We start from the raw sequence: 24,301 nt of genomic DNA on the forward strand, positions 1-24,301 counted from the left end.
CTAGGAGGCCGGCGCCCGACCCTCCAGCAGGGCGAGCAGCGTCCGCACGCCGACGCCGGTGCCGCCCACGGGCGTGTAGCCGTGCGCGGTCCGCTCGTTGTACGCGGGACCGGCGATGTCGAGGTGCGCCCACGGCGTCTGGCCGACGAACTCCTGCAGGAAGATCCCCGCGGTCAGCATGCCGCCGAACCGGTCGCCGATGTTCGCGATGTCGGCCACCTTCGACTTGAGCCCCGCCCGCAGGTCGGCGGGCAGCGGCATCGGCCAGAACTGCTCGCCGCTGGCCTCGGCAGCGGCGACGACCTCGCCGCGCACGTCGTCGGTGCCCATCACGGCGGACACGCGGTGCCCGAGCGCGACCACCTGGGCTCCCGTGAGGGTGGCGATGTCGATGACGACGTCGGGCTTCTCCTCGATCGCGGCGACGAGCCCGTCGGCCATGACGAGCCGGCCCTCGGCATCGGTGTTCAGCACCTCGACGGTCTTCCCACCCCGGATCGTCAGCACGTCGGACGGGCGCTGCGCCGTGCCGGACGGCATGTTCTCCGCCAAGCAAAGCCAGCCCGTGACCGCGACGGGCAGCTCGAGCCGTGCGGCGGCGACGACGGTGTGCAGCACGGCCGCGGCGCCGGCCATGTCGGACTTCATGGCCTCCATGCCCGCGGCGGGCTTGATCGAGATGCCGCCCGAGTCGAACGTGATGCCCTTGCCCACGAGCGCGACCTTCACCTTGGCGCGCGACGGCGAGTACGAGACCTTGACCAGCCGCGGGCCGCGCACCGAGCCCTGACCGACGCCGATCAGCCCGCCGTAGCCGCCGGCGGCGAGCGCCTTGTCGTCCAGCACGGTCACCTTGAGGCCCTTCGCCCCGGCGTCCTTCACGGCGGCCTTCGCGGCGTCCGCGAACGCTGCGGGGTACAGGTCGTTGGGCGCGGCGTTGACCAGGTCGCGCGTACCGTGCACGGCCGCGGCGACGACCTCGGCGCGGGCGACCGCCGCCAGGGCCTCACGGTCGCGCGGGTGTGCGGTGACGACCTGGATCGCGCTGACGGGCGCCTGCTTGGCGGCCTCCGAGGCGCGGTACCTCGTGTAGGAGTACGCCCCGAGGAGGGCGCCCTCCGCGACGGCGGCGACGGACTCCGTGTCGTCGGCCGGCAGTGCGAGACCCACGCTCGCCGTGCCGGCGAGCTCGCGGGTGGCGGCACCGGCCGCCCGGCGCAGGGTCTCGGAGGTGATCCGGTCCGCCGGTCCGACGCCGGTCAGCACGAGCACCGTGGCGGCCAGCCCGGTGCCGGGGAGCCGACGGACCTCGTCGGCCGCACCGGTGACGCCGAGCGCGGCGACGTCGGCCAGCTGGGTGCGCAGCTCGGCAGGGAGGCGGTCGGCCCCGAGGACGGACGGTGCGCCGTCCTGCTGGGCGACCGCGACGACGAGGGCGTCGACGGCGAGGCGGGCAGGGTCCTGGGAGGTCAGCGAGACGGTCACGCGTCGATGATAGGCACGGGCCCGTGCCGGGTCGGTCTGCGCCGTCGTCGTCCGCCGGTACGGTGGGGCATCGTGATCGTCCCCCTCGCGCTGCTCGTCGGCGCCCTCTGCCTGGCGCTCGGTGCGTGGGCCGCCTGGTTCGTCGTCAGGGACCGCGCCGTCGTGCTGCGGCAGCTGTGGGGTGCGGCCGCGATCGAGGGGGCGCTCGTGCTGCAGGCGGCGATCGCCGGGGTGCTCGCCGCGACCGGCTCGCCCGACGTCGACGGCGTGCTGCTCTGGGGCTACGTCCTGACGCAGGCGCTCGTCCTGCCCATCGCCGCCGCCTGGGCGTTCGCCGAGCGCACCCGGTGGAGCTCGGTGGTGCTGCTGGTCGCGGCAGTGACGGTGGCGTTCCTCGAGTTCCGACTGCTCCAGATCTGGGGGACCGTGTGACCGACACATCCAGACGGACGGGGAGCGGCCCCGGTCGCCTCCTCGTGGCCGTGTACGGGATCCTCGCGCTCGCCGCGACGGCCCGGGGGATCTACCAGGTGGCCACCAAGCTCGACGAGGCGCCGGTCGCGTACCTGCTCTCCCTGGGCGCCGGTCTCGTGTACGTCGTCGCCACCGTCGCGCTGGCCACCGACCGCCGCAGGCTCGCCTGGTGGACGGTGTCGATCGAGATGGTCGGCGTGCTGACGGTCGGCGTGCTGTCGCTGGTCGACGTGGGTGACTTCCCCGACGAGACCGTGTGGTCGGCGTTCGGGCAGGGCTACGGCTACGTCCCGCTGGTGCTGCCGTTCCTGGGGCTGGTGTGGCTGTGGCGCACGGGGTCGAGGGCGCGGACGCAGGACGTGCCGGCCACGTCCGACGACCTAGGGTGAAGAACGTGTACCGACTGCTCTTCGACCTGGTGTTCCGTCGCATGGATCCCGAGCGCGCGCACGAGCTCGCGTTCCGGCTCATCCGTGTGGTCGGCCAGGTCCCGGTCCTGCGGGGTGCCGTGCACCGGGTCTTCCGGGCCTCGGACGAGGGCGCGGTGGAGGTCTGGGGCCGGAGGTTCCCGTCGCGGTTCGGGCTGGCGGCCGGCTTCGACAAGAACGCCGTCGGGGTGGCCGGCCTGACGATGCTCGGGTTCGGCTTCGTGGAGGTCGGCACCGTCACGGCGCACCCCCAGCCGGGCAACGAGCCGCCGCGGCTCTGGCGGGTCCTGGAGCAGCGGGCGCTGCGCAACCGGATGGGCTTCAACAACGAGGGGTCGGCCGCGGTCGCGGACCGGCTCCGGCGCCTGCGTGCCACGCCGGCGGGCCGGCGGCTGGTGGTCGGGGTGAACATCGGCAAGACCAAGGTGACCCCTGCGGAGCACGCGCCGACGGACTACGCCACCAGCGCGCGCCGGCTCGCGCCGTACGCCGACTACCTGGTGGTGAACGTGTCGTCCCCGAACACCCCGGGGCTGCGCGACCTGCAGTCGGTCGAGGCTCTGCGACCCATCCTGGAGGCGACCCGGGTGGCGGCCGACGAGGCCACGGCTTCCGCCGGACTGGCTGCCGTGCCGCTGCTGGTCAAGATCGCCCCCGACCTGTCCGACGACGACGTGGACGCGGTGGCCGAGCTGGCTGCCGAGCTCGGCCTCGACGGCATCGTCGCGGTGAACACCACCATCGGGCACGACCTCGGCCCCGGGGGCCTGTCCGGCCCGCCCGTGCTGGCGCGCGGGCTCGACGTCGTGGCTCGGCTGCGCAGCGAGCTGGGACCGGACGCGGTGATCATCGGCGTCGGGGGCATCACGACCGCGGCCGACGCGCGCGAGTACGTCGCCGTCGGTGCGACTCTCGTGCAGGGCTACACCGGTCTGGTCTACGAGGGTCCGGCGTACGCGTCCCGGATCGCCAAGGCCCTCGCGGCCGACGAGGCGTTGCGTCGCCCGGACCGGCGCAGGGCGGTCGCGTGATGGTGGTGCGTCCGCAGTGGGAGTGGCGCTTCGACGGAGCCGAGGGGTCCGTGCTGAGCCGGCCGGTGAGTCCCGTGTTCACCACGCAGTACGACGCCGAGCAGTGGCTCGGGGAGCACTGGCGCACGCTGGCCGCCCAGGGCGTGCAGGCGGTCGGGCTGCTGCACGAGGGGGTCCAGGCGACGCCGACCCTCACGCTGCCGCTGATCTGACCGTCAGACCAGCGCGTGCACCCGGTCCGGGCCCGTGACGGGCGCCGTGACGCCCAGCCCGGCCCACGCGGCCGCGAGCCCGGCGACGGCTCGGCGCAGCTCGTCGGGTGACGTGGTGAAGGGGAGCCGCAGGTTGCGCTCGAAGCTCCCGTCCACACCGAACGCCGTGCCGGGGACGACGCGGACCCCGTGCCGGGACGAGATCGCGGCGAGCGCGCTGGAGACCGGTGCGCCGAGGTCCGCCCACAGCGCGAGCCCGCCCGCGGGCACCTCGAAGCGCCACGACGGCAGCTGGTCGAGGACGAGGCCGACGAGCAGGTCGCGTCGGCTACGCAGCTCCGCGCGCCGGCGGGGCAGCAGGTCGGTCGACCGCGCGAGCAGCTCGGCCACGACCAGCTGCTCCAGCACGGCGGTGCCGATGTCGGTGTGCGCGCGCGTCGTGGCCAGCCGGCCGACGAGGTCCGGGTGCGCGCGGACCCAGCCCACGCGCAGGCCGCCCCAGTAGCTCTTGGACGCGGACCCGATGGACACGACGTAGGCCGACGCCGTGCCGTCGCCCGCGAACGAGCCGGGCGCCGGGCCGTCCAGGGTCAGCTCGGTGAGGACCTCGTCGCCGACGATCGTGGTGCGGTAGCGGCGGGCCAGGGCGCGGACCTGGGCGCGGTCCTCGTCGTCGAGGCTGGTCCCGGTGGGGTTGCGGTGGTCGGGGATGAGGTAGACCAGCCGGGGCGACACCTGCCGCAGCGTCGACTCCAGCAGGTCGATGTCCAGACCGTCCCGACCCGAGGGGACCGGGACCGGGCGCGCGCCGACGCTCCGCACGACGTCGATCGCGTGCGGGTAGGTGGGGTGCTCCACCACCACGCGGTCGGCGGGGCCCGCGTGGGCCGTGACGAGCAGGTGGATCGCCTGCTGGGCGCCCGTGGTGATCAGCACCTGGTCCGGGCTGGTCGGGGTGCCGCGCTCGGTGTACCAGCGGGCGACGGCCTCTCGCAGGACCGGGAGCCCGAGCGGGGAGTACCCGGTGCCGGACAGGTGGCGGGGGAGCGCGTCGAGCGCTGCGAGGTAGGCGCCGTGCAGCGACGAGGGTGCGGACGGAGCCGCCATCGCGAGGTCGACGACGCCCGGCTCGTGCTCGACCGACTCCGCCATGGAGACCCGGGCGCCGGGGCCGGACGGGAGGGTGGTGACCGTGCCGGAGCCGCGTCGGCTCACCAGGTAGCCCTCGTCGCGCAGGAGGTCGTAGGTGGCGGTGGTGGTCGTGCGGGAGACCCCGGCGGCGTCGGCCAGCTCGCGCTCGCTCGGCAGCCGCGTGCTCAGGGGGACGGCACCCGACAGGATCGCCGCCCGGAGGGCGTCGGCGAGGGCGACGTACGCCGGGCCGGGACGCTGCCAGGCGCCGAGCACGGCGTGGAGCCGCAGCCCGCTGATCCGGCGGTCGGCGGGCAGGTCGTCGATGCTCATGCAGGCCACTATGCCAGAAGTGGCTATTCTAAGAAATACCACTTGCCGACCAGAGTGGCGTCCCATGGAGATGTGGCTGTGGTTCGGGATAGTGGTAGCGGTGCTCGCTGGGCTCGTCGTGCCCCTGTGGCGGGTGGTCCGCGAGGACGGGCTGGGCCACAGGCCGCCGCCGGCGACGCGCCACGAGCGGCCCGAGTCCGGGCCCCTGACGTGAGCGCACCGGAGGAGCGGACGTATGCTCGCGCGGTGCCGTCCTGGATGCGCCCCGACGAGCGCCCCGTGCGCCGGGCTGTCCAGCTGCTGACCGGCCTGGTCCTGTACGCGGCGTCGATCGCGATGCTGGTGGACGCGGGGCTGGGCAGCATGCCGTGGGACGTGCTGACCCAGGGGATCGTGCGGCGCACGGACCTGTCCTTCGGTCTGGTCACGCTGCTGACGGGCCTCGTCGTCCTCGCCTGCTGGATCCCTCTGCGCCAGCGACCGGGCATCGGCACGGTCGCGAACGTCGTCGTGATCAGCGCCCTCGTCGACCCGTTCCTCACGCTGCTCGCCGAGCTGCCCGACGCGATCGGCGTCCGCATCGCCCTGGCCGTCACCGGCATCGTGCTCAACGGCCTGGCGACGGGCCTGTACGTGGGAGCCCGCCTCGGGCCGGGTCCCCGCGACGGGCTGATGACGGGGCTCGTCCGGCGCACCGGACGGTCCGTGCGGCTCGTCCGCACGAGCATCGAGGTGACGGTCGTGTCGCTCGGCTGGGCTCTGGGCGGGACCGTCGGGTTCGCCACGTTGGCCTACGCACTCGCGATCGGGCCGCTCGTGCACCTCTTCCTGCCCCGCCTGACGGTGCCCGTCGTGGTGGAGGACCGCGTCGTGGTGTGACGCGATCCTCCACCGGGGTCACCGGGCGGGCGGTGCGTTCCTGGCCGTCTCGCCCGGGTCCGACACGACGGCGTCGCCGAGGATCGAGTCGATCCGCTCCAGGAGCTCGGCGGGGATGGTCACGCCGGACGCCTTGACGTTCTCGGTGACCTGCTCGGGCCGGGAGGCGCCGATGATCGCCGCGGCGACGTTGTCGTTCTGCAGCACCCACGCCACCGCCAGCTGGGCCAGTGACAGGCCCAGCTCGTCGGCCACCGGCGTGAGGTCCTGCACCCGCTGCAGCACGTCCGGCTGCTCGAGGAACCGGCCGATGAACCGGGCGCCGCCCTTGTCGTCCGTCGCGCGCGACCCGGGGGGCGGTGCCTCGCCCGGCTTGTACTTGCCGGTGAGCACGCCCTGCGCCACGGGGGACCAGACGATCTGCGACACCCCGAGCTCGGCGGACGTCGGGACGACGTCGCCCTCGATCACGCGCCACAGGGCCGAGTACTGCGGCTGGTTCGAGATCAGCTGGATGCCCAGGTCCTTGGCGAGAGCGTGCCCCGCGCGGATCTGGTCCGCTGTCCACTCGCTCACGCCGATGTAGAGCGCCTTGCCCGAGCGCACGACGTCCGCGAACGCCTGCATCGTCTCCTCGAGCGGCGTGGACTGGTCGTAGCGGTGGGCCTGGTACAGGTCGACGTAGTCCGTCTGCAGGCGCTGCAGCGAGCCGTCGATCGACTCGAGGATGTGCTTTCGCGAGAGGCCGGAGTCGTTGGGGCCGCCGGGCCCGGTGGGCCAGTAGACCTTGGTGAAGATCTCGAGCGACTGCCGGCGCTCGCCCTTCAGCGCCTCGCCCAGGACGGTCTCGGCCTTGGTGTTGGCGTAGACGTCGGCGGTGTCGAAGCTGGTGATGCCGGCGTCGAGCGCGGCCCGGACGCAGGCCTTCGCGGTGTCGTTCTCGACCTGCGAACCGTGCGTGAGCCAGTTGCCGTAGGTGATCTCGGTGATCTTGAGGCCGGAGCGGCCGAGGTAGCGCGTAGAAACCATGTCCGCCACCCTACGGCGGGGTCAGACGGGCCGCTGCCCGTGCTTGACCTGAGCCTTGGGCATGCGCGACGGGCGGATCTGGAACGCCCTCAGGACGGCGTACATCGCGGCGCCGCGGGGGATCTGCTCGATCCCGAACTTGGCGACGAGGCGCTTCTTCAGCCCCCGCCACATGAGCCAGCCGTCGATGACCGCCGCGATGATGTAGACGTACAGCGCCAGGATGGCGAACACGGCGAGGCCGGTCTGCGCCAGTGCGAACTGGATGACCAGGAAGACCGCCGCCATCGGCAGGAAGAACTCGCCGAGGTTCCAGCGCGCGTCGACCGAGTCGCGGATGAAGCGACGGACGGGACCGCGGTCCTTGGCCGGCATGTTGCGCTCGTCGCCGGTCTGCATCGCCCGGTACTCGAGGTCGCGCTGTGCCTTGGCCCGCTCGCGGCTCGCCTTCTTGGTGGCCGGTGCCACGAGAGGGCGCTTGTTCGCCGCCTCGGCGACCTTGCGCTTCGGCGTCGGGCGGCCCTTGCCCGGGTCCGAGGTCGGCGGCGTGCTCTCCGTCAGCGCGGGAGACACGTTCTGGGGGTCGTTGCTGCGTCCGAACACCCCGTCAGGGTAGTCGAGTAGCGTGCTTGTCCGTGACCGACGCTGCCCCCTCCTCGTCCATCCTCCCCGGCGACCGGACCGAGGCGCTGCGCGCGCGGACCGCCGCCGCGTTCGGCGCCCTGCGTGCCGACCTCGAAGCCCTGGTGCGGATACCGAGCGTGTCGAACGCGGAGTTCGACCAGGCACACGTCGCGGCGAGCGCGGACGCCGTCGTGGCGCTGCTGCGCGGCGCGGGCCTCGACGACGTCCAGGTGCTGTCCGTGCCCTCGGGGGCGCCCGCGGTCGTCGGGCGCCGGGCTGCTCCGGAGGGTGCCCCGACGGTCCTGCTGTACGCGCACCACGACGTCCAGCCGCCGGGTGCCGACGCCGACTGGGACAGCCCACCCTTCGAGCCGACCGAGCGCGGCGGACGCCTGTACGGGCGCGGTGCCGCGGACGACAAGGCGGGCGTGATCGCGCACGTGGGCGCGCTGCGGGTGCTGGGCGACGAGCTGGGGGTCGGCGTCACGGTGTTCGTCGAGGGCGAGGAGGAGATCGGCTCGCCGACCTTCACGCAGTTCCTGCACACGTACCAGGACCTGCTCCGTGCGGACGTCATCGTGGTCGCCGACTCCTCGAACTGGGCGATCGGCGTCCCCGGCCTGACGACGTCGCTGCGCGGCCTCGTGGACTGCGTGGTCGAGGTGGCCGTGCTGGCGCACGCCGTGCACTCGGGCATGTACGGGGGGGCCGTCCTCGACGCGCCCACGCTGCTGGCCCGCCTCGTCGCGACGCTGCACGACGACGAGGGCGACGTCGCCGTCGACGGGCTCGTGCGGGCGCCGGACCCGACGGTCGACTACGACGAGGCCACGTTCCGCGCCGACGCGAGCGTGCTCGACGGCGTCCGCCTCGCGGGCACCGGACCCATCACGGCCCGGCTGTGGACGCGGCCGGCGATCGGCGTGATCGGCTTCGACGCCCCGCGGGTGGCGAGCGCGTCCAACACGCTCACGCCGCGGGCGTCGGCCAAGCTCTCCGTCCGGCTGGCTCCGGGACAGGACCCGGACGCCGCGATGGAGGCGCTGCGCACGCACCTCCTCGGGCACGCGCCCTTCGGCGCCCGGGTGACCGTGACGGACGGCGAGAAGGGCAAGCCGTTCCAGGCGCCGGCCGACTCGACGGCGATGCAGGCGGCGCGGTGGGCCTTCGCGCAGTCGTGGGGGACCGACCCGGTGGACATCGGCATCGGCGGGTCCATCCCGTTCATCGCCGACCTGCTGGAGGTCTATCCCGACGCGGCGATCCTGGTCACCGGGGTGGAGGATCCCGACGGCCGCGCGCACGGCGCCAACGAGTCGGTGCACCTGGGGGAGCTGGAGAAGGTCGTGCTCGCCGAGGCCCTCCTGCTCGAGCGGCTGGCGTCGGGCAGCTAGAGGTCCGCCGTCAGGGAGTCAGGCGGCGGGCTGCTCCCGGTGCGCGACGCCGACGGCCTCGGCCCATGCCTGCACCTCGGCAGGAAGCTCCGGCGACGGGCCCTCGTGCGTGCCCATCAGGTCGATGACGTCGGGGGCGGGCACGCGCGACCCGTCCCGGCCCAGGAACCGGCCGGCGATCACGCCGCGCGCGACGTGCTGGCCGCCGCGCGTGAAGACCTGCTCGAGGTAGGCGCAGCGCGGGTCCCAGCCGAGCAGGCGCGTCGTGATCTCGAACCGCTGGCCAAGGGTCAGCGACCGGCGGTAGGACATGGTCGACGAGGCGACGACGGGGTACCACCCGCGCTCGTTGAGCAGCGCGAACGCGCCGAGGTCCGCGAGGAAGTTGCTCCGTGCGACGTCCATCATCTGCAGGTACACGCCGTTGTTCACGTGGCGGTAGAAGTCGAGGTCGCCGATGCGCACACGCATCTGCGTGACCGACGGGTCGAGCACACCACGGCCGGGGACGGCACGGCGCGGGCGGGTCGTGGCCAGCGCGAGCTGGATCATCCGGGTCATTCCCGCGATGTTACTCGCGAGTAGGTTCGGCCGGAACCGGGACGAAGTGCTCGACCACCGGGAACGGCTCGTAGAAGTGGTGCAGGAGCTCACGCCACCGCGCGTACTGCGGCGACCCGCGGAACCCCACCTCGTGCGCCTCGACCGAGTCCCACCCGATCAGCAGCAGGTACGTCCCCGGCTGCTCGACCCCGCGCGAGACCCGGATCCCGCGGAACCCCGGGAACTCCGAGAGGAGCGGCACCGCCTCGGCCATCGCCGCCTCGAACGCGTCCTGCTCGCCGGGCCGGACCGGCAGGAGCGCGTGCTCGAGCACGGGCGCGTCGAGCGGTCCGGTCATACCGGGGGCTCGGGGTCGTACTGGATCTCACGCCGCACGGCGCGTGCGGCGTCCACCGACTCCAGGCGGGCGACCAGGTGCAGCGCCATGTCGATCCCGGCCGAGACGCCCGCGGACGTGACCACGTCACCGTCGTCGACGAACCGCGTCTCGGTGTCGGCGAGGACGCTCGGGTCCAGGACGGCGAGCTCGTCGAACGCGCTCCAGTGCGTGGTCGCCGGACGGCCCGACAGCAGGCCCGCGGCCGCGTACACGAGCGAGCCGGTGCAGACGCTCGTCATGAGGGGCGTCGAGGCGCGCATCGTCCGGACCCACTCGAGGTGCTCCGAGTCACGCAGCAGCCGGCGGGTGCCGGCACCGCCCGGGTAGACCAGGACGTGCACCGGGCCCAGGCCGTCCAGGCCGACGTCCGGGACGATCCGCAGCCCCTTGGCGCACCGGATCCCGCTCCCGTCGAGCGAGAAGGTGACCACCTCGGGTCGCAGGTCGGACAGGAGAGACCAGGCCGACAGCACCTCGTACGGGCCGACGACGTCGAGCTCCTCGGCGTCGTCGAAGACGAAGATGCCCACCCGCAGGTGGTGTCCCGTCGGCATGCTCAGTACCCCGGCAGCGCGAGCATCTGGTCGAGCGCGACGCGGGCCCAGTGGGCGTCGTCGGCGTCCACGACGATCCGGTTGACCGGCCTGCCCGCCACGAGCGACTCCATCGCCCACACCAGGTGGGGCAGGTCGATGCGGTTCATGGTCGAGCAGAAGCACACCGTCGAGTCGAGGTAGTGGATGTTCTTGTCCGGGTGCGCGGCGGCGAGCCGGCGGACCAGGTTGAGCTCGGTGCCGACGGCCCAGGAGCTGCCCGGCTCGGCGGCGTCGAGCGCCTTGACGATGTACTCGGTCGAGCCCACGAGATCCGCCGCGAGGACCACCTCGTGCTGGCACTCCGGGTGCACGATCACGGTCACGTCGGGGACGGCCGCGCGGATGTCGGTGACGTTCCGGACGGAGAACCGCCCGTGCACCGAGCAGTGCCCGCGCCACAGGATCATGCGCGCATCCCGCAGCTGCTCCGTGGTCAGACCGCCGCCGGGCTTGCGCGGGTCGAAGACGACGCAGTCGTCGAGCGACAGGCCCAGCTGCTGGACAGCGGTGTTGCGGCCGAGGTGCTGGTCCGGCATGAAGAGCACCTTGCCGGTCCCGCCGAGACCGCCGACCTTGTCGAACGCCCAGCGCAGCGCCACGTGCGCGTTGGACGACGTACAGATCGTCCCGCCGTGCCGTCCGGTGAACGCCTTGATCGACGCCGCGGAGTTCATGTACGTCACCGGCACGGTCGACTCCGCGACGCCGGCGTCGACGAGCACGTCCCACGCGTCCTCGACCTGGTCGATCGCCGCCATGTCCGCCATGGAGCAGCCGGCTGCGAGGTCGGGCAGGATCACCTGCTGGTGGTCCGACGTGAGGATGTCCGCGGACTCGGCCATGAAGTGGACGCCGCAGAAGATGATGAACTCGGCCTCGGGCCGGGCGGCCGCCTCGCGCGCGAGCTTGAACGAGTCGCCCGTGACGTCGGCGAACTCGATGACCTCGTCGCGCTGGTAGTGGTGGCCCAGCACGAACGCGCGGGACCCGAGGGCGGCGCGCGCGGCGCGTGCCCGCTCGACGAGGTCCGGGTCGCTCGGGGCGGGCAGACCGCCGACGCACTCGACGCCGCGCTCGGAGGCCAGGTCGACACCGCGTCCCAGCAGCAGGAGGGCCGACGGGGCGGGCTCGGAGAAGGTGCTCACGCTCACGCGGCGATCCTCGCACACAGCAGGCTGCACGCTCGCGGTCCGGGACCGTGCCACGATGCGGCCGTGCGCGTGCTCATCGCCCCCGACAGCTTCGGCTCCAGCCTGACGGCGGCCGAGGCCGCCGAGACCATCGCCAGTGCCTGGCGGACCACCGCCCCGGACGACGACGTCACCGTGTGCCCGCTCTCGGACGGCGGTCCCGGGTTCCTCGCCACGCTGCAGTCGGCGCTCGGCGGTGAGCTCGTCCCTGTCAATGTCACCTCGCCGGTCGGTGCGGCGACGCCTGCACTGCTCCTGCTCGTGGGGACGACCGTCTACCTCGAGTCGGCGCAGGCGGTCGGCCTCCCGCTCGTCCCGGACGGCCTGCGGGACCCCACCCGCACGTCGAGCCGTGGGGTGGGGGAGCTGCTCGCCGCTGCGCTCGACGCAGGTGCGCGGCGCGTCGTCGTCGGGCTCGGCGGTTCCGCGACGAACGACGCCGGTGCCGGCGCGCTGGTCGGGCTGGCCCGCGCGCTCGGGCTGCCCGGACCGGCGGACGTCCTCGCGGCCGGCGGCGGCTCCCTCGGCGACGTGACCGCCGACGACCTCGTCGGGCTGCGCGAGCTGCGCGACCGGCTGCGCGGCACCGAGCTCGTCGTCGCCACCGACGTCGACGTCCCGCTGCTGGGTCTGCACGGTGCGAGCGCCGGGTTCGCCGCGCAGAAGGGAGCGACGCCCGAGCAGGCGCAGGACCTCGAACGGGCGCTCGGTCACTTCGCGCACGCCGCCACGGCCGCGCTCGGCGACGCAGTGCGCCCGGACCTGCTCGCCGGCGCCCGTCCGTCGTCGACGGCGTCCCGGCTGACGGCAGCACCGGGCGCCGGTGCGGCCGGCGGGCTGGGCTTCGGGCTCGCCCTGCTCGGCGCCCGGCTGGTGCCGGGCGCGGCGTTCGTCGCGGACGCCGTCGGCCTGGGCGACCTCATCGCCGACCACGACGTCGTCGTCACCGGGGAGGGCCGGTTCGACTGGCAGTCCCTGCACGGGAAGGTCGTGTCCGAGGTCGCCTCGCGTGCGCTCGCCCACGCGGTCCCCACCGTCGTCGTCGCGGGGGAGGTGCTCGTCGGGCGCCGGGAGCTCTCCGCCGCCGGGATCACGGCCGCCTACGCAGTCGGTGAGAGCCCCGACCAGGTGGCTGCCGCGCTCGCCGCTCCCGCGCCGACCCTCGCCGCCCGCGCCGCCCGCGTCGCGAGAACCTGGTCACGTTGAGCGGAACCCCGGCGCAGGAGTCGTACCCTGGACGGGAACAACCTCGGGTCCGGTGCTGTTGCCCGTGGTTGAGCCACGAACCAGCGAGCACCCAGGAGAGACCATGAGCGAGACCACCGCGACGCAGGACGTGACCGAGACGCACGGCGTCCTCCTCACCGACTTCGCCGCCTCGAAGGTCCGCAGCCTGCTCGAGCAGGAGGGCCGCGACGACCTTCGTCTCCGCGTCGCCGTCCAGCCCGGCGGCTGCTCCGGGCTCATCTACCAGCTCTACTTCGACGAGCGGGTCCTCGACGGCGACGTCGTCAAGGACTACGACGGTGTCGAGGTCGTCGTCGACCGGATGAGCGTCCCCTACCTCGAGGGCGCGACGATCGACTTCGCGGACTCGATCGAGAAGCAGGGCTTCACCATCGACAACCCGAACGCCGGCAGCGCGTGCGCGTGCGGCGGCTCGTTCAGCTGACCTGAGCCACGACGGCCCGGTCTCCCTCGGGAGGCCGGGCCGTCGTCATGCGCGCGTGCGGACGGTGAGTGCGTGCACGCCGTCGTGCTCCGTCGCACCGACCATCTCGTGCCCACGCATGCGGGCCCACGCGGGCACGTCGTGCACCGCCGCGGGGTCGGTGGCCAGCACGGTGAGCTCGGACCCCGGCGGCGCGTCGGCGGCGGCCCGCGCGAGACGGATCACCGGTGCCGGGCAGCGCAGCCCGCGCGCGTCCACGGTCGTCACAGCCCGCCGACCCCCCAGGCCTCCCGGACGGCGGCGACGATCCCGGGCAGCTCGGCCAGGAAGCGCTCGACGTCGGTCGCGGACGTGCCGCGGGGGAGCGCGAGGCGGATGTTCCCGTGCGTCAGAGCTCCCATGGCAGCCAGCACGTGGCTCGGCTCCAGCGCGCTCGACGTGCACGCCGAGCCCGAGCCCACCGCGAAGCCGCGCGCGTCCAGGGCCGCCAGGAGCGCCTCGCCCTCGACGTACAGGCACGAGAACGTCAGGACGTGCGGCAGCCGGTCGACGCCGTGACCGACCACGTCCACGTCCGGGACGTCGCTGGTGACCCGCGTCCGCACGACGTCGACGAGCCGGCGGCGCGCCGTGTCGTCAGCGGACCTCGTCGCGACCGCCACCTGGAGCGCGACCGCCGCCGCGAGCGCTGCGGGCACGCTGACCCCGCCGGGGAACCACCGGTCCTCGTCCTCCGGCCAGTCGGGCGAGCGTCGGACGCCGCTCCGCGTCACCAGCACGCCCAGCCCGGACGGGCCGCCCCAGTCGCCCGCGTCCGCCGCCAGCAGGTCCCACGCGTCGCCGACGTCCACGTGGCCGAGGCTCGACCCTGCGTCCACCAGCAGAGGAACTCCCGCGGCCCGTGCGGCGTCGTGCACCGGGCCGACGGGCTGCAGGGTGCCCACCTCGCCGTTCGCGTGCTGGAGGGCTGCGAGCGCCACGCCCGGGCGGGCCACCGCGGCGCAGAGCTCCTGCGCGTCGACCCGGCCGTCCCGGTCGACCGCGACGGTCACGCGGTCCCCGGCGAAGTCCGCCGCGTTCAGCACCGCGGCTCGCTCGACGGCGCTGACGACGACCTGCGACCCCGTCCGCCGTCGGCCCCGGACGACCGACCGGACCGCGCCGTGCAGGGACGCGGTGTGCGACGGGGCCAGGTCGACCTCGGGCGTCCGTGCGCCGACGGACGCGGCGATCGCCTCACGCGCCCCGTCCAGCAGCATCCGCGCCCGACGACCTTCGGCGTGCAGCCGTCGCGGGTCCGCCCAGCCCTGGTCGAGCGCCTCGAGGAACGCGGTGCGCGCCTCGGGCAGGAGGGGCGCCCGGCCGCCCGCGTCGAGGATCACGCGGGCAGCAGTGGCGTGCGTCACACGGTCGCCCGCCGCGCTGTCGACGGGATCGTGGTCGGACGGGCTGCTCACCCGGGCACCGTAACCCTCCCGAGGCCGCCATCAGGCGCGGGACCACCGGGAACTGCTCCCTCGCGACGGTCGGTCCCGGTGAAGGAGTCGCGGTGTGATGGTGCTGACACGGTGTCGTCATCGGGTGTCGTCAGCACGAAAGGATCTGGACGGCGCGCTAGGCTGCACAGGTCGAGGACGAAGGTTCCGCACGGCGCCCTCCTGCAATGCGGGGTCGCCGACGGGACGCGAGTGAGAGGTCCCCCCGTTGCACCCGGACACCCCCCGTCGCACGCGGCGACCAGCCGTGCTGCTGGCCGGTCTGCTTGGCGTCGTCGCCGTCGTACTCAGCGGTTGTTCCGCCGAGGTACAGCGCGGCTGGCTGCCCGGCAACTCCGACGCCGAGATCACCGACCAGACCGGTCGCATCACCAGCCTCTGGGTCGGCTCGTGGATCGCCGCGCTCCTCGTCGGCCTCATCACCTGGGGACTGATCCTGTGGTGCGTCGCGGTCTACCGGAAGCGCAAGGGTGACGACACGCTGCCCGTTCAGCTGCGGTACCACGTGCCCCTCGAGGTCATGTACGTGATCCTGCCGATCATCATGGTCGGGGTGCTCTTCTACTACACCAACCGCGACACCAACGCGATCGTCGACGTCCAGGGGGACGCGGACGTCCACGTGCAGGCGATCGGCAAGCAGTGGAGCTGGGACTTCAACTACCTCGACGACAACGCCTACGACACCGGCCAGCACGCGCAGGACGTCGGCTCCGCCGGCACGGGCGTGCTCCGCGACCAGGTGACGCTCTACCTGCCCGTCAACGAGCGCGTGGAGTTCACTCTCGAGTCCCGCGACGTCATCCACTCCTTCTGGGTCCCCGCGTTCCTCTTCAAGCTGGACATGATCCCCGGCAAGACGAACACGTTCCAGGTCACCCCTACCCAGGAGGGCGAGTACCTCGGCAAGTGCGCCGAGCTCTGCGGCGAGTACCACTCGTCGATGCTGTTCAACGTGAAGGTGGTGTCGCGCGAGGAGTACGACGCGCACATCGAGGAGCTCAAGGCCAAGGGTCAGGAGGGCTTCCTCGGTCTCGAGTACAGCCGCCAGCAGGACCTGGACAGCACTCCTCAGGAAGGTGAGAACTGATGGCCGCCGTCGCGGAGCGCATCCCCGGACTGGCGCCCTCGCGTCAGACCCTCGGCCGCACGGTGATCAAGTGGATCACCTCGACCGACCACAAGACGATCGGCTACCTGTACCTGATCACGTCGTTCGTCTGGTTCGCCATCGGCGGCATCCTGGCGCTGCTCATCCGCGCCGAGCTGTTCGCGCCGGGCATGGACGTCTTCCAGTCGCGTGAGCAGTACAACCAGGCCTTCACCATGCACGGCACGATCATGCTGCTGCTGTTCGCGACGCCGCTGTTCGCGGGGTTCGCCAACGTCATCATGCCGCTGCAGATCGGCGCGCCCGACGTGGCTTTCCCGCGGCTCAACATGCTCGCGTACTGGATGTTCTTCTTCGGTGGCTCGATCGCCGGCGCGGGGTTCTTCACGCCGCAGGGTGCCGCATCGTTCGGCTGGTTCGCCTACGCACCGTTGTCGAACACCGTGTACTCGCCAGGGCTCGGCGGTGACCTGTGGGTGTTCGGTCTCGCGCTCGCCGGCTTCGGCACGATCCTCGGTGCCGTCAACTTCATCACCACGATCGTGACCATGCGGGCGCCCGGCATGACCATGTTCCGGATGCCGATCTTCACCTGGAACACGCTGGTGACGTCGCTCCTGGTGCTCATGGCGTTCCCGCCGCTGGCCGCCGCCCTGTTCGCGCTCGGCGCGGACCGCAGGCTCGGCGCGCAGGTGTTCAACCCCGAGAACGGGGGAGCCATCCTGTGGCAGCACCTGTTCTGGTTCTTCGGGCACCCCGAGGTCTACATCATCGCGCTGCCGTTCTTCGGCATCATCACCGAGATCCTGCCGGTCTTCAGCCGCAAGCCGATCTTCGGCTACAAGGGCCTGGTGTACGCCACGATCGCGATCGCAGCCCTGTCCGTGACCGTGTGGGCGCACCACATGTACGTCACCGGCTCGGTGCTGCTGCCGTTCTTCGCGTTCATGACGATGCTCATCGCCGTCCCGACCGGAGTGAAGTTCTTCAACTGGATCGGCACGATGTGGCGCGGCAAGCTCACGTTCGAGACGCCGATGCTGTGGACGATCGGGTTCCTCGTCACCTTCCTGTTCGGCGGCCTGACGGGCATCATCCTGTCCAGCCCGGCGCTCGACTTCCCGCTGTCCGACTCGTACTTCGTCGTGGCGCACTTCCACTACGTCGTCTTCGGCACCGTGGTGTTCGCGATGTTCGCGGGCTTCTACTTCTGGTGGCCCAAGATGACGGGCCGGATGCTCGACGAGAAGCTCGGCAAGATCCACTTCTGGATGCTGTTCATCGGCTTCCACACCACGTTCCTCATCCAGCACTGGCTGGGCGTCAAGGGCATGCCCCGTCGGTACGCGGACTACTCGCCGGACGACGGCTTCACGTGGATGAACCAGCTGTCCACCGTCGGTGCCGTCATCCTCGCCGCATCGACGCTGCCGTTCCTCTGGAACGTCTACACGACGTGGCGCAACGCACCCCTCGTCACGGTGGACGACCCGTGGGGCTACGGTGCGTCCCTCGAGTGGGCCACCAGCTGCCCGCCGCCGCGGCACAACTTCACGTCGCTGCCCCGCATCCGCTCGGAGCGCCCCGCGTTCGACCTGCACCACCCCGAGGTCGCCGCCATGGACTACGTGGAGCCGAACCCCGGACCGCTGGACTGGGAGGCGGACCGTCGGGGCGAGAGCGAGGTCGCGGCCGACCGCGTCGTCAACGACAAGGGTGAGCAGGAGCAGTCGTCGGCGACGATCGTCGAGGAGCGCCCGGGCACCGACGAGGAGGGCACCCGATGAAGCTCGAGACCAAGCTCTTCCTCTACGGCGTGCTCTTCTTCGTCCCTGTCGGACTCATCTACGCCGCGTGGAGCGGTGGCGAGCCGGTCGGCATGATCGGGATCCCGCTGGTCGGTGGCCTGGTCGGCATGATCGGCGCCTACTTCGCTCTGCTGTCGCGCCGGATCGACGCCCGGCCGGAAGACGATCCGCTGGGCGAGATCGAGCAGGGCGCCGGGGACCAGGGCGTGTTCAGCCCGTGGAGCTGGTGGCCGCTGGTGCTCGGCATCTCGGGCGCGATCACGTTCGCCGGCCTCGCCATCGGCTGGTGGCTGTCGTACATCGGCATCGCGCTCGGCGTGATCGGCCTGGTCGGCTGGGTGTTCGAGTTCTCCCGCGGACAGCACGCGCACTGACGGACACACCGAGAAACCCCCGCCGACAGGTGGGGGTTTTCTCGCGTCCACTGCGCTAGCGTCGCCGGTATGAGGCCTTCGCGTGGATCTGCCGTCCGCACCGTCGTCCTGGTCGTCGCGGTCGGAGGTGTGCTCGCAGGATGCGCGAGCGACTCCGGCTCGGGCGCCGAGCTCTCGTCGACGGATGTCGCCGGCGAGTGGACCGAGGTCGACTCGGACCCGCCGGTCTACCTGGAGCTAGGCGACGACAACGCCCTCAGCGGCAGCGACGGCTGCAACCAGCTCTCGGGCACGTGGGAGGTCGACGGCACCGAGGTCGACTTCAGCGACCTGGCGGCGACCATGATGGCGTGCGAGGACGTCGAGACCTGGCTCAACGGTGCCGAGTCGGCCACCATCGACGGCGGCACCATGACGGTCCTCGGAGACGGTGACAAGGAGCTGGGCACCTTGGAGAAGTCTGAGTGAACCGATCCCGGCTGACCGCCTCGATCGCGTCGGTCGTCCTCGCGGGGGCGGCGCTGACGGCATGCGCCGGCGGCACCCCGCAGGGCGCCCCGGTCGAGGACGTCGCCGGCTTGTGGGGCATGCAGGACACCGAGGGCATCGCGTCCCTGGACCTCGCGGAGGACGGTACGGCGACCGGCACCGACGGGTGCAACCGGATGGTCGGCACGTGGGAGCAGAACGGCACCCAGGTGGCCTTCGGGCAGTGGACGACCACCCGGATGGCCTGCCAGAGCGTCGACACCTGGCTGTCGCTGTCCGTGAAGGCCACGCTCGAGGGCGACAACCTCATCTTCGCCGACGAGAACGGCCTCGAGATCGGCACGCTGCAGCCGAACTCCTGATCTCGTCGCCCCGGAGAGCCCCGGGATCGGTGCGCAAATGCGCCTCTGACGCGCCTGAGGGTCGCCTCCCGGCTGGGAGGCGACCCTCAGGCGTCAGGACGGTCAGACGGGGACGATGAGGCCCGCGGTCTGCGTGCGTGCGCGGTCGAAGCGGGCGGCGGCGTCAGCCCAGCTGACGATGTTCCACCAGGCCTTGACGTAGTCGGCCTTGACGTTGACGTAGTCGAGGTAGAAGGCGTGCTCCCACATGTCGAGGACGACGACGGGCACGAGGCCGAGCGCGATGTTGCTCTGCTGGTCGTAGAGCTGGACGATCACGAGCTTCTGGCCGATCGAGTCCCACGCGAGGATGGACCAGCCGGAGCCCTGGATGCCGATGGCGTTGGCGGCGAAGTGCTTCTGGAACGCCTCGAACGAGCCGAAGAACTCGTCGATCGCAGCACCCAGCTCGCCGGTCGGCTTGTCGCCGCCGTCGGGGGAGAGGTTCTGCCAGAAGACGGAGTGGTTGACGTGACCGCCGAGGTTGAACGCGAGGTTCTTCTCGTGCAGGTTCACAGCGGCGAAGTCGTCGGACGCACGGGCGGCCGCCAGCTTCTCGAGCGCGGTGTTCGCGCCCGTCACGTACGCGGCGTGGTGCTTGTCATGGTGCAGCTCCATGATCCGGCCCGAGATGTGCGGCTCGAGCGCCGCGTAGTCGTAGGGCAGATCCGGAAGCGAGTAGTCAGCCATGCGTGAGTACACCTCTCCTGCGTCGGTCTGGGACCACGTGTCGCGGCCCGCTCTCTACAAAGGAAACGGGCGGCCCGCCGTTACGGCGAGCCGCCCGACTCCACGGTCAACTCTTGCTCAGGATCGGCGATTCCGCCCGTCGGGCGCCGTCTCATCCTGCGGATCCACGAGGTTGCGGCCGCCACCGATCGGGTCCATCGCCAGCTGGGCCGGCGACTCCTCCTGCTCGGTCCGCGACTCGATCTCGTCGTGACTGCCGTGCGAGTGTGACGCGGCCAGCTCGGCCGGTGTCACGGGCTCGACGCGGTCCTCGTAGAACGTCTGCGACAGGCGCTGACGCATCCGGTCCAGCGCGTAGCCCTTGCGGCGGACACCGCGCGAGTCCTCCGCCGGCTCGATCTCCAGCGGACGGTCCGCGACGTGCTGCACCCGCAGCCAGCGCTCGTGAGCATCCAGGGGCTTGTGCACCTCGATGTACTCACCGTTGGCGAACCGGACGATCCGGCCCGTCTCGTGGCCGTGCAGGACCAGCTCGCGGTCCTTGCGCTGGAGGCCGAGGCAGATCCGCTTGGTCACCCAGAAGGCGAACCACGGGCCCAGGAAGATCAAGACGCGGAACGCCCAGGTGATGTCGTTGAGCGACATGTGGAAGTGCGTGGCGATCAGGTCGTTGGAGCCCGCGAGCACCAGGATGAAGAACGCCGTGAGGATGGAGACGCCGAACGCGGTCCGGAACGGACGGTTGCGCGGGCGGTCGAGGACGTGGTGCTCGCCCTTGTCACCGGTCGCGAAGGCCTCGATGAACGGGTAGGCAGCCAGCAGCGTGAACAGGATCCCCGGCACGACCATCGCCGGGATGATCACGTTCAGCGACAGGGTGTAGTGCCCGATCACGACCTCGGTGAACCCTGGCATGAGGCGCAGGGATCCCTCGAGGAACAGCATGTACCAGTCCGGTTGAGCTCCGGCCGAGATCGGCGACGGGTCGTACGGTCCGTAGTTCCAGACCGGGTTGATCGACATCGTCCCCGCCATGAGCGCGATGATGCCGAACACCGTGAAGAAGTAGCCGCCGGCCTTCGCCACGTAGATCGGGAACAGCGGGTACCCGACGACGTTCTTGTCGGACTTGCCGGAGCCCGGGTACTGCGTGTGCTTGTGCAGGACGACGAAGAACAGGTGCAGCCCGATGAGCGCCAGGATGATGCCCGGCACCAGCAGGATGTGCACGGTGAACAGCCGGGGGATGAGGTCCTGGCCCGGGAACTCGCCGCCGAAGATGTAGTACGACGTGTAGCTGCCGATGACCGGGATGGACCGCACGACGCCGTCGGTGATCCGCAGACCGTTGCCCGACAGGACGTCGTCGGGGAGGGAGTAGCCCGAGAAGCCCGCCGCCAGGCCGAGGATGAGCAGCAGGAAGCCCACCACCCAGTTGACCTCGCGGGGCTTGCGGAACGCACCCGTGAAGAACACGCGCATCATGTGCGTGACGATCGCGGCCATGAAGATGAGCGCTGCCCAGTGGTGGATCTGCCGCATGAGCAGACCGCCGCGCACCTCGAACGACAGGCGCAGCGTCGAGGCGAACGCCTCGGACATCTCCACGCCGTTCATGGCGGCCCAGGGGCCCTCGTAGTGGACCTCGTTCATGCTCGGCACGAAGAACAGCGTGAGGAAGACGCCGGAGATCAGGATCGTGATGAAGCTGAACAGGGCGATCTCACCGAGCAGGAACGACCAGTGGTCCGGGAAGATCTTGCGGGCGAACGTCTTGACGAACGTCCCGATTCCGGTGCGCTGGTCGAGGTAGTCCGCTGTTCCAGCGGCGACCTTCTCGACGGGGGTGGGGGTGGCTGTGGTCGTCATCTGGCCAGACGCTCCCAGTAGCTCGGGCCGACGGGCTCGTTGAAGTCGCTCTGAGCGATCAGGTAGCCCTCGTCATCGACGGTGATCGGCAGCTGCGGCAGGGGCCGCTTCGCCGGTCCGAACACGACCTTCGCACCGTCCGCCACGTCGAACGTCGACTGGTGGCACGGGCAGAGGAGGTGGTGGGTCTGCTGCTCGTACAGCGCGACCGGACAACCCACGTGGGTGCAGATCTTGGAGTAGGCGACGATCCCGTCGTAGGACCAGCCCTTGCGGTCCTCGGCCTCGGTGAGGTCGGCGGGGTCGAGACGAACGAGCAGGACGACGGCCTTGGCCTTCTCGTCGAGCGGGTGCTCGGCCTGGTCGAGGTCCTCGGGGATCACGTGGAACACCGAGCCGATGGTCACGTCGGCGGCCTTGATCGGCCGGCCCGTCGGGTCCGTCGCGAGCTTGGTGCCCTTCTTCCACATCGTGTGCCTGAACTTCGAGACGTTCCAGTCACCGCCCGTGTTGCCCACGAACGGCACGATGATCGCGAGCGGGAACAGCGCCAGGGCGGAGATCATCGCTCCCTGGAGCACGCCGCGGCGGCCGATGGCCGAGTCGGTGGCGCCGTCCTTCAGCACGGTGACCGCGGCAGCGCGGTTCTCGTCCGAGCTGCGCTGCAGGTGCCGGTCCTCGGACTTCTCGTGGTCGTTCATGAGCGCCTTGGCCCAGTGGACGGCGGCGAAGCCGATGCCCAGGAGGCTCAGTGCGAGCCCGAGACCCAGCGCGAGGTTCGACCGGAGCATCGACTCCGGCGTGTCACCGGGCGGGAGGGCGAAGTAGGCGACCAGGAAGCCGATCGTGGCGAGCACGGAGACGGCGAAGAGCGCGACGACCTGCAGCTCGGCCTTCTTGTTCGCCTTGGGGTCGTTGTCGCCGAGGCGGTCGTGGTGCTCCGGGTGACCCGGGTCCTCGAACCTGTCGGGCAGCGCGCCCGGCTCGTGCGTGACGAGCTCGTTGCTGGCCTCGTGGCCGGTGTCGTGGTTGGTCACGAGGACTTCGCTCCGATCCAGACTGCTGCGCCGATGAGCAGACCCATGCCGACGACCCAGGCCCACAGGCCCTCGCTCACCGGGCCGAGGGAGCCGAGGTCGAGCCCACCGGGGGACGTGCCGCCCTGCTGGTCGATGAACGCGATGATGTCGCGCTTCTCCTCGGGAGTGATGTTCGCGTCGTTGAACACGGGCATCGACTGCGGGCCGGTCAGCATGGCCTCGTACAGGTGCGTGGGCGTGGTCTCCCACAGGTTGGGCGCGAACTTGCCCTGGGACAGCGCACCGCCCGCGCCGACGGCGTTGTGGCACATCGCGCAGTTGGTGCGGAAGATGAGCATGCCGTTCGCCACGTCACCGAGGGCCGGGTCGACCTGCTCCGCGGTCGGGATGGCGGGACCGGCGCCCAGCGAGGCGACGAAGGCCGCGAGGGCGTTGATCTGCTCCTGGTCGAACTGGACCGGCTTCTGCAACGCCTGCGGACCGCTCATCTGCATGGGCATCCGGCCGGTGCCGACCTGGAAGTCGACCGCCGCGGCGCCCACACCGATGAGGGACGGGCCGCTCGCCGTGCCGGACGCGGCCGGTCCGTGGCAGGAGGCGCAGTTGGCCTGGAACAGCTTCTCGCCGGTCGCGATGTCGTTCGTGCTCGCCTGCACGGGCGCCGCGTCGGCCGACGTCGGTGCCAGCACCGCGTACAGGCCACCGGTGAGCAGCAGCGCCAGCAGGAGCAGCACGATCGGCGCACGCCGATCCTGCCTGCGGGCTGCGAGTGCCTTCACGGATCGATCCTCGTCTCGCACATGGGGGATAGGGACTGCGGGCGGCGGGCGGGGGCGCCCACCGCCGCTACTTCAAGAGGTAGATGACGGCGAAGAGCGCGATCCAGACGACGTCGACGAAGTGCCAGTAGTACGACGTCACGATCGCGGTGGTGGCCTCGTGGTGGCCGAACCGCTTGGCGCTGAACGAGCGGCCGAGCAGGAACAGGAAGGCGAGCAGACCGCCGACGACGTGCAGACCGTGGAACCCGGTCGTCAGGTAGAACACCGAGCCGTACGGGCTCGACGAGATCGTCAGGCCCTCGTGGACGAGCTCGGCGTACTCGTAGATCTGGCCGCCGATGAAGAAGGCGCCCATGAGGTAGGTGAGGGCCATCCACTCGTTCATGCCCCACCGGTTCACCTGGAACAGCGAACCCGTGCGCACGGGCTGGAAGCGCTCCGCGGCCCACACGCCCATCTGGCACGTGACCGACGACAGCACCAGCACCGTCGTGTTGATCGCGGCGAACGTGATGTTGAGCTTGGGCGTGTTCTCCGCCCAGGCCTCCGGGTCTGCGCCACGCAGCGTGAAGTACATGGCGAAGAGGCCGGCGAAGAACATGAGCTCGCTGGCCAGCCAGACGATCGTCCCTACCGACACGGGGTTCGGTCGGTTGACGCTCACGTGGGGGCTGGTGCGCGGGGCAGCCGTTGCGGTCGACACGATCGCCATTATGGCTGATGACACCGGCACATGGGACGTCGGACCCTCAGCGTGGCCACAGGGAAATGTCACACCGTCACGATCCCGCGACTCGCGCGCGAGGAGGAGCCCGGAGAT

The 24,301-nt window shown here is 71.4% G+C and carries 29 protein-coding genes; 14 read left to right on the top strand and 15 right to left on the bottom strand.

The genetic code is table 11. The features are described 5' to 3' along the window. Positions 1–1,485, bottom strand: a complete 1,485-nt coding sequence (locus tag CXY01_RS00985) for a leucyl aminopeptidase (protein WP_146925197.1) — start codon at positions 1,483–1,485, stop codon at positions 1–3. Positions 1,486–1,557: 72 nt separating this feature from the next. Between CXY01_RS00985 and CXY01_RS00990 the strand changes: the two genes are divergently transcribed. From CXY01_RS00990 to CXY01_RS01005, 4 genes are read left to right on the top strand one after another with little or no spacing between them, the layout of a single operon-like run. Beyond that, complete coding sequence (locus CXY01_RS00990) at positions 1,558–1,917, top strand: hypothetical protein (protein ID WP_146925198.1); 360 nt, start codon at positions 1,558–1,560, stop codon at positions 1,915–1,917. Further along, the gene (locus tag CXY01_RS00995) at positions 1,902–2,348 is read left to right on the top strand and encodes a hypothetical protein (RefSeq protein ID WP_371862744.1); all 447 of its coding nucleotides are present in this window, start codon (positions 1,902–1,904) and stop codon (positions 2,346–2,348) included. The genes CXY01_RS00990 and CXY01_RS00995 overlap by 16 nt, the downstream gene beginning before the upstream one ends. 5 nt (positions 2,349–2,353) lie before the next feature. Then, positions 2,354–3,418 (top strand): quinone-dependent dihydroorotate dehydrogenase, encoded by a 1,065-nt coding sequence (locus CXY01_RS01000; RefSeq protein WP_146925200.1) that lies wholly within the window; start codon positions 2,354–2,356, stop codon positions 3,416–3,418. Continuing rightward, complete coding sequence (locus tag CXY01_RS01005; RefSeq protein ID WP_146925201.1) at positions 3,418–3,630, top strand: hypothetical protein; 213 nt, start codon at positions 3,418–3,420, stop codon at positions 3,628–3,630. Before CXY01_RS01000 ends, CXY01_RS01005 begins: the two co-directional genes overlap by 1 nt. Positions 3,631–3,633: 3 nt before the next feature. On the opposite strand, the gene yczR is transcribed toward CXY01_RS01005, so the two are convergent. After that, a complete protein-coding gene (yczR, locus tag CXY01_RS01010) occupies positions 3,634–5,094 on the bottom strand; it encodes a MocR-like transcription factor YczR (protein WP_146925202.1) in 1,461 nt (486 codons plus the stop codon). Between the two features lie 64 nt (positions 5,095–5,158). Between yczR and CXY01_RS20740 the strand changes: the two genes are divergently transcribed. Continuing rightward, a complete protein-coding gene (locus CXY01_RS20740) occupies positions 5,159–5,308 on the top strand; it encodes a hypothetical protein (protein WP_186813276.1) in 150 nt (49 codons plus the stop codon). A 44-nt stretch (positions 5,309–5,352) separates the two neighbouring features. Then, positions 5,353–5,973: a membrane protein YczE gene (yczE, locus tag CXY01_RS01015; RefSeq protein WP_146925529.1), complete on the top strand. Its 621-nt coding sequence runs from the start codon at positions 5,353–5,355 to the stop codon at positions 5,971–5,973. A gap of 18 nt (positions 5,974–5,991) precedes the next feature. On the opposite strand, the gene CXY01_RS01020 is transcribed toward yczE, so the two are convergent. Further along, the gene (locus CXY01_RS01020; RefSeq protein WP_146925203.1) at positions 5,992–7,002 is read right to left on the bottom strand and encodes an aldo/keto reductase family protein; all 1,011 of its coding nucleotides are present in this window, start codon (positions 7,000–7,002) and stop codon (positions 5,992–5,994) included. Positions 7,003–7,023: 21 nt separating this feature from the next. After that, complete coding sequence (locus CXY01_RS01025; RefSeq protein ID WP_146925204.1) at positions 7,024–7,605, bottom strand: DUF3043 domain-containing protein; 582 nt, start codon at positions 7,603–7,605, stop codon at positions 7,024–7,026. 26 nt (positions 7,606–7,631) lie between these two features. Between CXY01_RS01025 and CXY01_RS01030 the strand changes: the two genes are divergently transcribed. Next, positions 7,632–9,020 (top strand): dipeptidase, encoded by a 1,389-nt coding sequence (locus CXY01_RS01030; protein WP_371862740.1) that lies wholly within the window; start codon positions 7,632–7,634, stop codon positions 9,018–9,020. 18 nt (positions 9,021–9,038) lie between these two features. Here the strand turns inward: CXY01_RS01030 and CXY01_RS01035 are convergent, their stop codons facing one another. Genes CXY01_RS01035 through nadA form a run of 4 tightly spaced genes read right to left on the bottom strand, consistent with a single transcriptional unit; the run spans position 9,039 to position 11,710 of the window. After that, the gene (locus CXY01_RS01035) at positions 9,039–9,581 is read right to left on the bottom strand and encodes an acyl-CoA thioesterase (RefSeq protein ID WP_146925206.1); all 543 of its coding nucleotides are present in this window, start codon (positions 9,579–9,581) and stop codon (positions 9,039–9,041) included. Between the two features lie 10 nt (positions 9,582–9,591). Beyond that, positions 9,592–9,921: an antibiotic biosynthesis monooxygenase family protein gene (locus CXY01_RS01040; protein WP_146925207.1), complete on the bottom strand. Its 330-nt coding sequence runs from the start codon at positions 9,919–9,921 to the stop codon at positions 9,592–9,594. After that, positions 9,918–10,517: a DJ-1/PfpI family protein gene (locus CXY01_RS01045; RefSeq protein WP_146925208.1), complete on the bottom strand. Its 600-nt coding sequence runs from the start codon at positions 10,515–10,517 to the stop codon at positions 9,918–9,920. The genes CXY01_RS01040 and CXY01_RS01045 overlap by 4 nt, the downstream gene beginning before the upstream one ends. A 2-nt stretch (positions 10,518–10,519) precedes the next feature. After that, positions 10,520–11,710, bottom strand: coding sequence for a quinolinate synthase NadA (gene nadA / locus CXY01_RS01050; RefSeq protein WP_146925209.1), 1,191 nt, complete (start codon positions 11,708–11,710; stop codon positions 10,520–10,522). Between the two features lie 63 nt (positions 11,711–11,773). Here nadA and CXY01_RS01055 point away from each other — a divergent pair, with 63 nt between their 5' ends. Next, positions 11,774–12,955, top strand: coding sequence for a glycerate kinase family protein (locus CXY01_RS01055; protein WP_186813250.1), 1,182 nt, complete (start codon positions 11,774–11,776; stop codon positions 12,953–12,955). A 103-nt stretch (positions 12,956–13,058) separates the two neighbouring features. Continuing rightward, on the top strand, positions 13,059–13,421 hold the full coding sequence (gene erpA / locus CXY01_RS01060) for an iron-sulfur cluster insertion protein ErpA (protein WP_146925210.1): 363 nt from the start codon (positions 13,059–13,061) through the stop codon (positions 13,419–13,421). Positions 13,422–13,466: 45 nt separating this feature from the next. On the opposite strand, the gene CXY01_RS01065 is transcribed toward erpA, so the two are convergent. Together CXY01_RS01065 and CXY01_RS01070 are read right to left on the bottom strand one after the other, a co-directional pair. Beyond that, a complete protein-coding gene (locus CXY01_RS01065) occupies positions 13,467–13,688 on the bottom strand; it encodes a sulfurtransferase TusA family protein (protein ID WP_246124906.1) in 222 nt (73 codons plus the stop codon). After that, positions 13,685–14,878, bottom strand: a complete 1,194-nt coding sequence (locus CXY01_RS01070; protein WP_307724377.1) for a cysteine desulfurase family protein — start codon at positions 14,876–14,878, stop codon at positions 13,685–13,687. Before CXY01_RS01070 ends, CXY01_RS01065 begins: the two co-directional genes overlap by 4 nt. A 247-nt stretch (positions 14,879–15,125) precedes the next feature. On the opposite strand from CXY01_RS01070, the gene ctaC reads away from it, so the two are divergent. The 5 genes from ctaC to CXY01_RS01095 all read left to right on the top strand — a co-directional run bounded on the left by ctaC (position 15,126) and on the right by CXY01_RS01095 (position 19,061). Further along, positions 15,126–16,007: an aa3-type cytochrome oxidase subunit II gene (ctaC, locus tag CXY01_RS01075; RefSeq protein ID WP_146925211.1), complete on the top strand. Its 882-nt coding sequence runs from the start codon at positions 15,126–15,128 to the stop codon at positions 16,005–16,007. Further along, complete coding sequence (ctaD, locus tag CXY01_RS01080; RefSeq protein WP_146925212.1) at positions 16,007–17,815, top strand: aa3-type cytochrome oxidase subunit I; 1,809 nt, start codon at positions 16,007–16,009, stop codon at positions 17,813–17,815. Before ctaC ends, ctaD begins: the two co-directional genes overlap by 1 nt. Next, positions 17,812–18,210 carry a cytochrome c oxidase subunit 4 gene (locus CXY01_RS01085; protein WP_146925213.1) on the top strand — a complete coding sequence of 133 codons (399 nt, stop codon included), beginning with the start codon at positions 17,812–17,814 and terminating at the stop codon, positions 18,208–18,210. The genes ctaD and CXY01_RS01085 overlap by 4 nt, the downstream gene beginning before the upstream one ends. A gap of 69 nt (positions 18,211–18,279) precedes the next feature. Further along, complete coding sequence (locus tag CXY01_RS01090) at positions 18,280–18,678, top strand: META domain-containing protein (RefSeq protein WP_146925214.1); 399 nt, start codon at positions 18,280–18,282, stop codon at positions 18,676–18,678. Beyond that, complete coding sequence (locus CXY01_RS01095; RefSeq protein ID WP_146925215.1) at positions 18,675–19,061, top strand: META domain-containing protein; 387 nt, start codon at positions 18,675–18,677, stop codon at positions 19,059–19,061. Before CXY01_RS01090 ends, CXY01_RS01095 begins: the two co-directional genes overlap by 4 nt. 102 nt (positions 19,062–19,163) lie before the next feature. On the opposite strand, the gene CXY01_RS01100 is transcribed toward CXY01_RS01095, so the two are convergent. The 5 genes from CXY01_RS01100 to ctaE form a co-directional block, all read right to left on the bottom strand. Further along, a complete protein-coding gene (locus tag CXY01_RS01100; RefSeq protein ID WP_146925216.1) occupies positions 19,164–19,790 on the bottom strand; it encodes a superoxide dismutase in 627 nt (208 codons plus the stop codon). Between the two features lie 117 nt (positions 19,791–19,907). Next, positions 19,908–21,659, bottom strand: coding sequence for a cytochrome bc1 complex cytochrome b subunit (qcrB, locus tag CXY01_RS01105; RefSeq protein ID WP_146925217.1), 1,752 nt, complete (start codon positions 21,657–21,659; stop codon positions 19,908–19,910). Then, positions 21,656–22,696 carry a cytochrome bc1 complex Rieske iron-sulfur subunit gene (gene qcrA, locus CXY01_RS01110; protein WP_146925218.1) on the bottom strand — a complete coding sequence of 347 codons (1,041 nt, stop codon included), beginning with the start codon at positions 22,694–22,696 and terminating at the stop codon, positions 21,656–21,658. The genes qcrB and qcrA overlap by 4 nt, the downstream gene beginning before the upstream one ends. Beyond that, positions 22,693–23,478: a cytochrome bc1 complex diheme cytochrome c subunit gene (gene qcrC / locus CXY01_RS01115; protein ID WP_146925219.1), complete on the bottom strand. Its 786-nt coding sequence runs from the start codon at positions 23,476–23,478 to the stop codon at positions 22,693–22,695. The genes qcrA and qcrC overlap by 4 nt, the downstream gene beginning before the upstream one ends. Positions 23,479–23,545: 67 nt before the next feature. Continuing rightward, entirely contained in the window at positions 23,546–24,193 is a 648-nt protein-coding gene (gene ctaE, locus CXY01_RS01120) for an aa3-type cytochrome oxidase subunit III (RefSeq protein ID WP_146925533.1), read from the bottom strand. Positions 24,194–24,301: the final 108 nt, after the last annotated feature.

This window comes from Cellulomonas xylanilytica, from assembly GCF_007989805.1.
GTDB lineage: Bacteria > Actinomycetota > Actinomycetes > Actinomycetales > Cellulomonadaceae > Cellulomonas > Cellulomonas xylanilytica.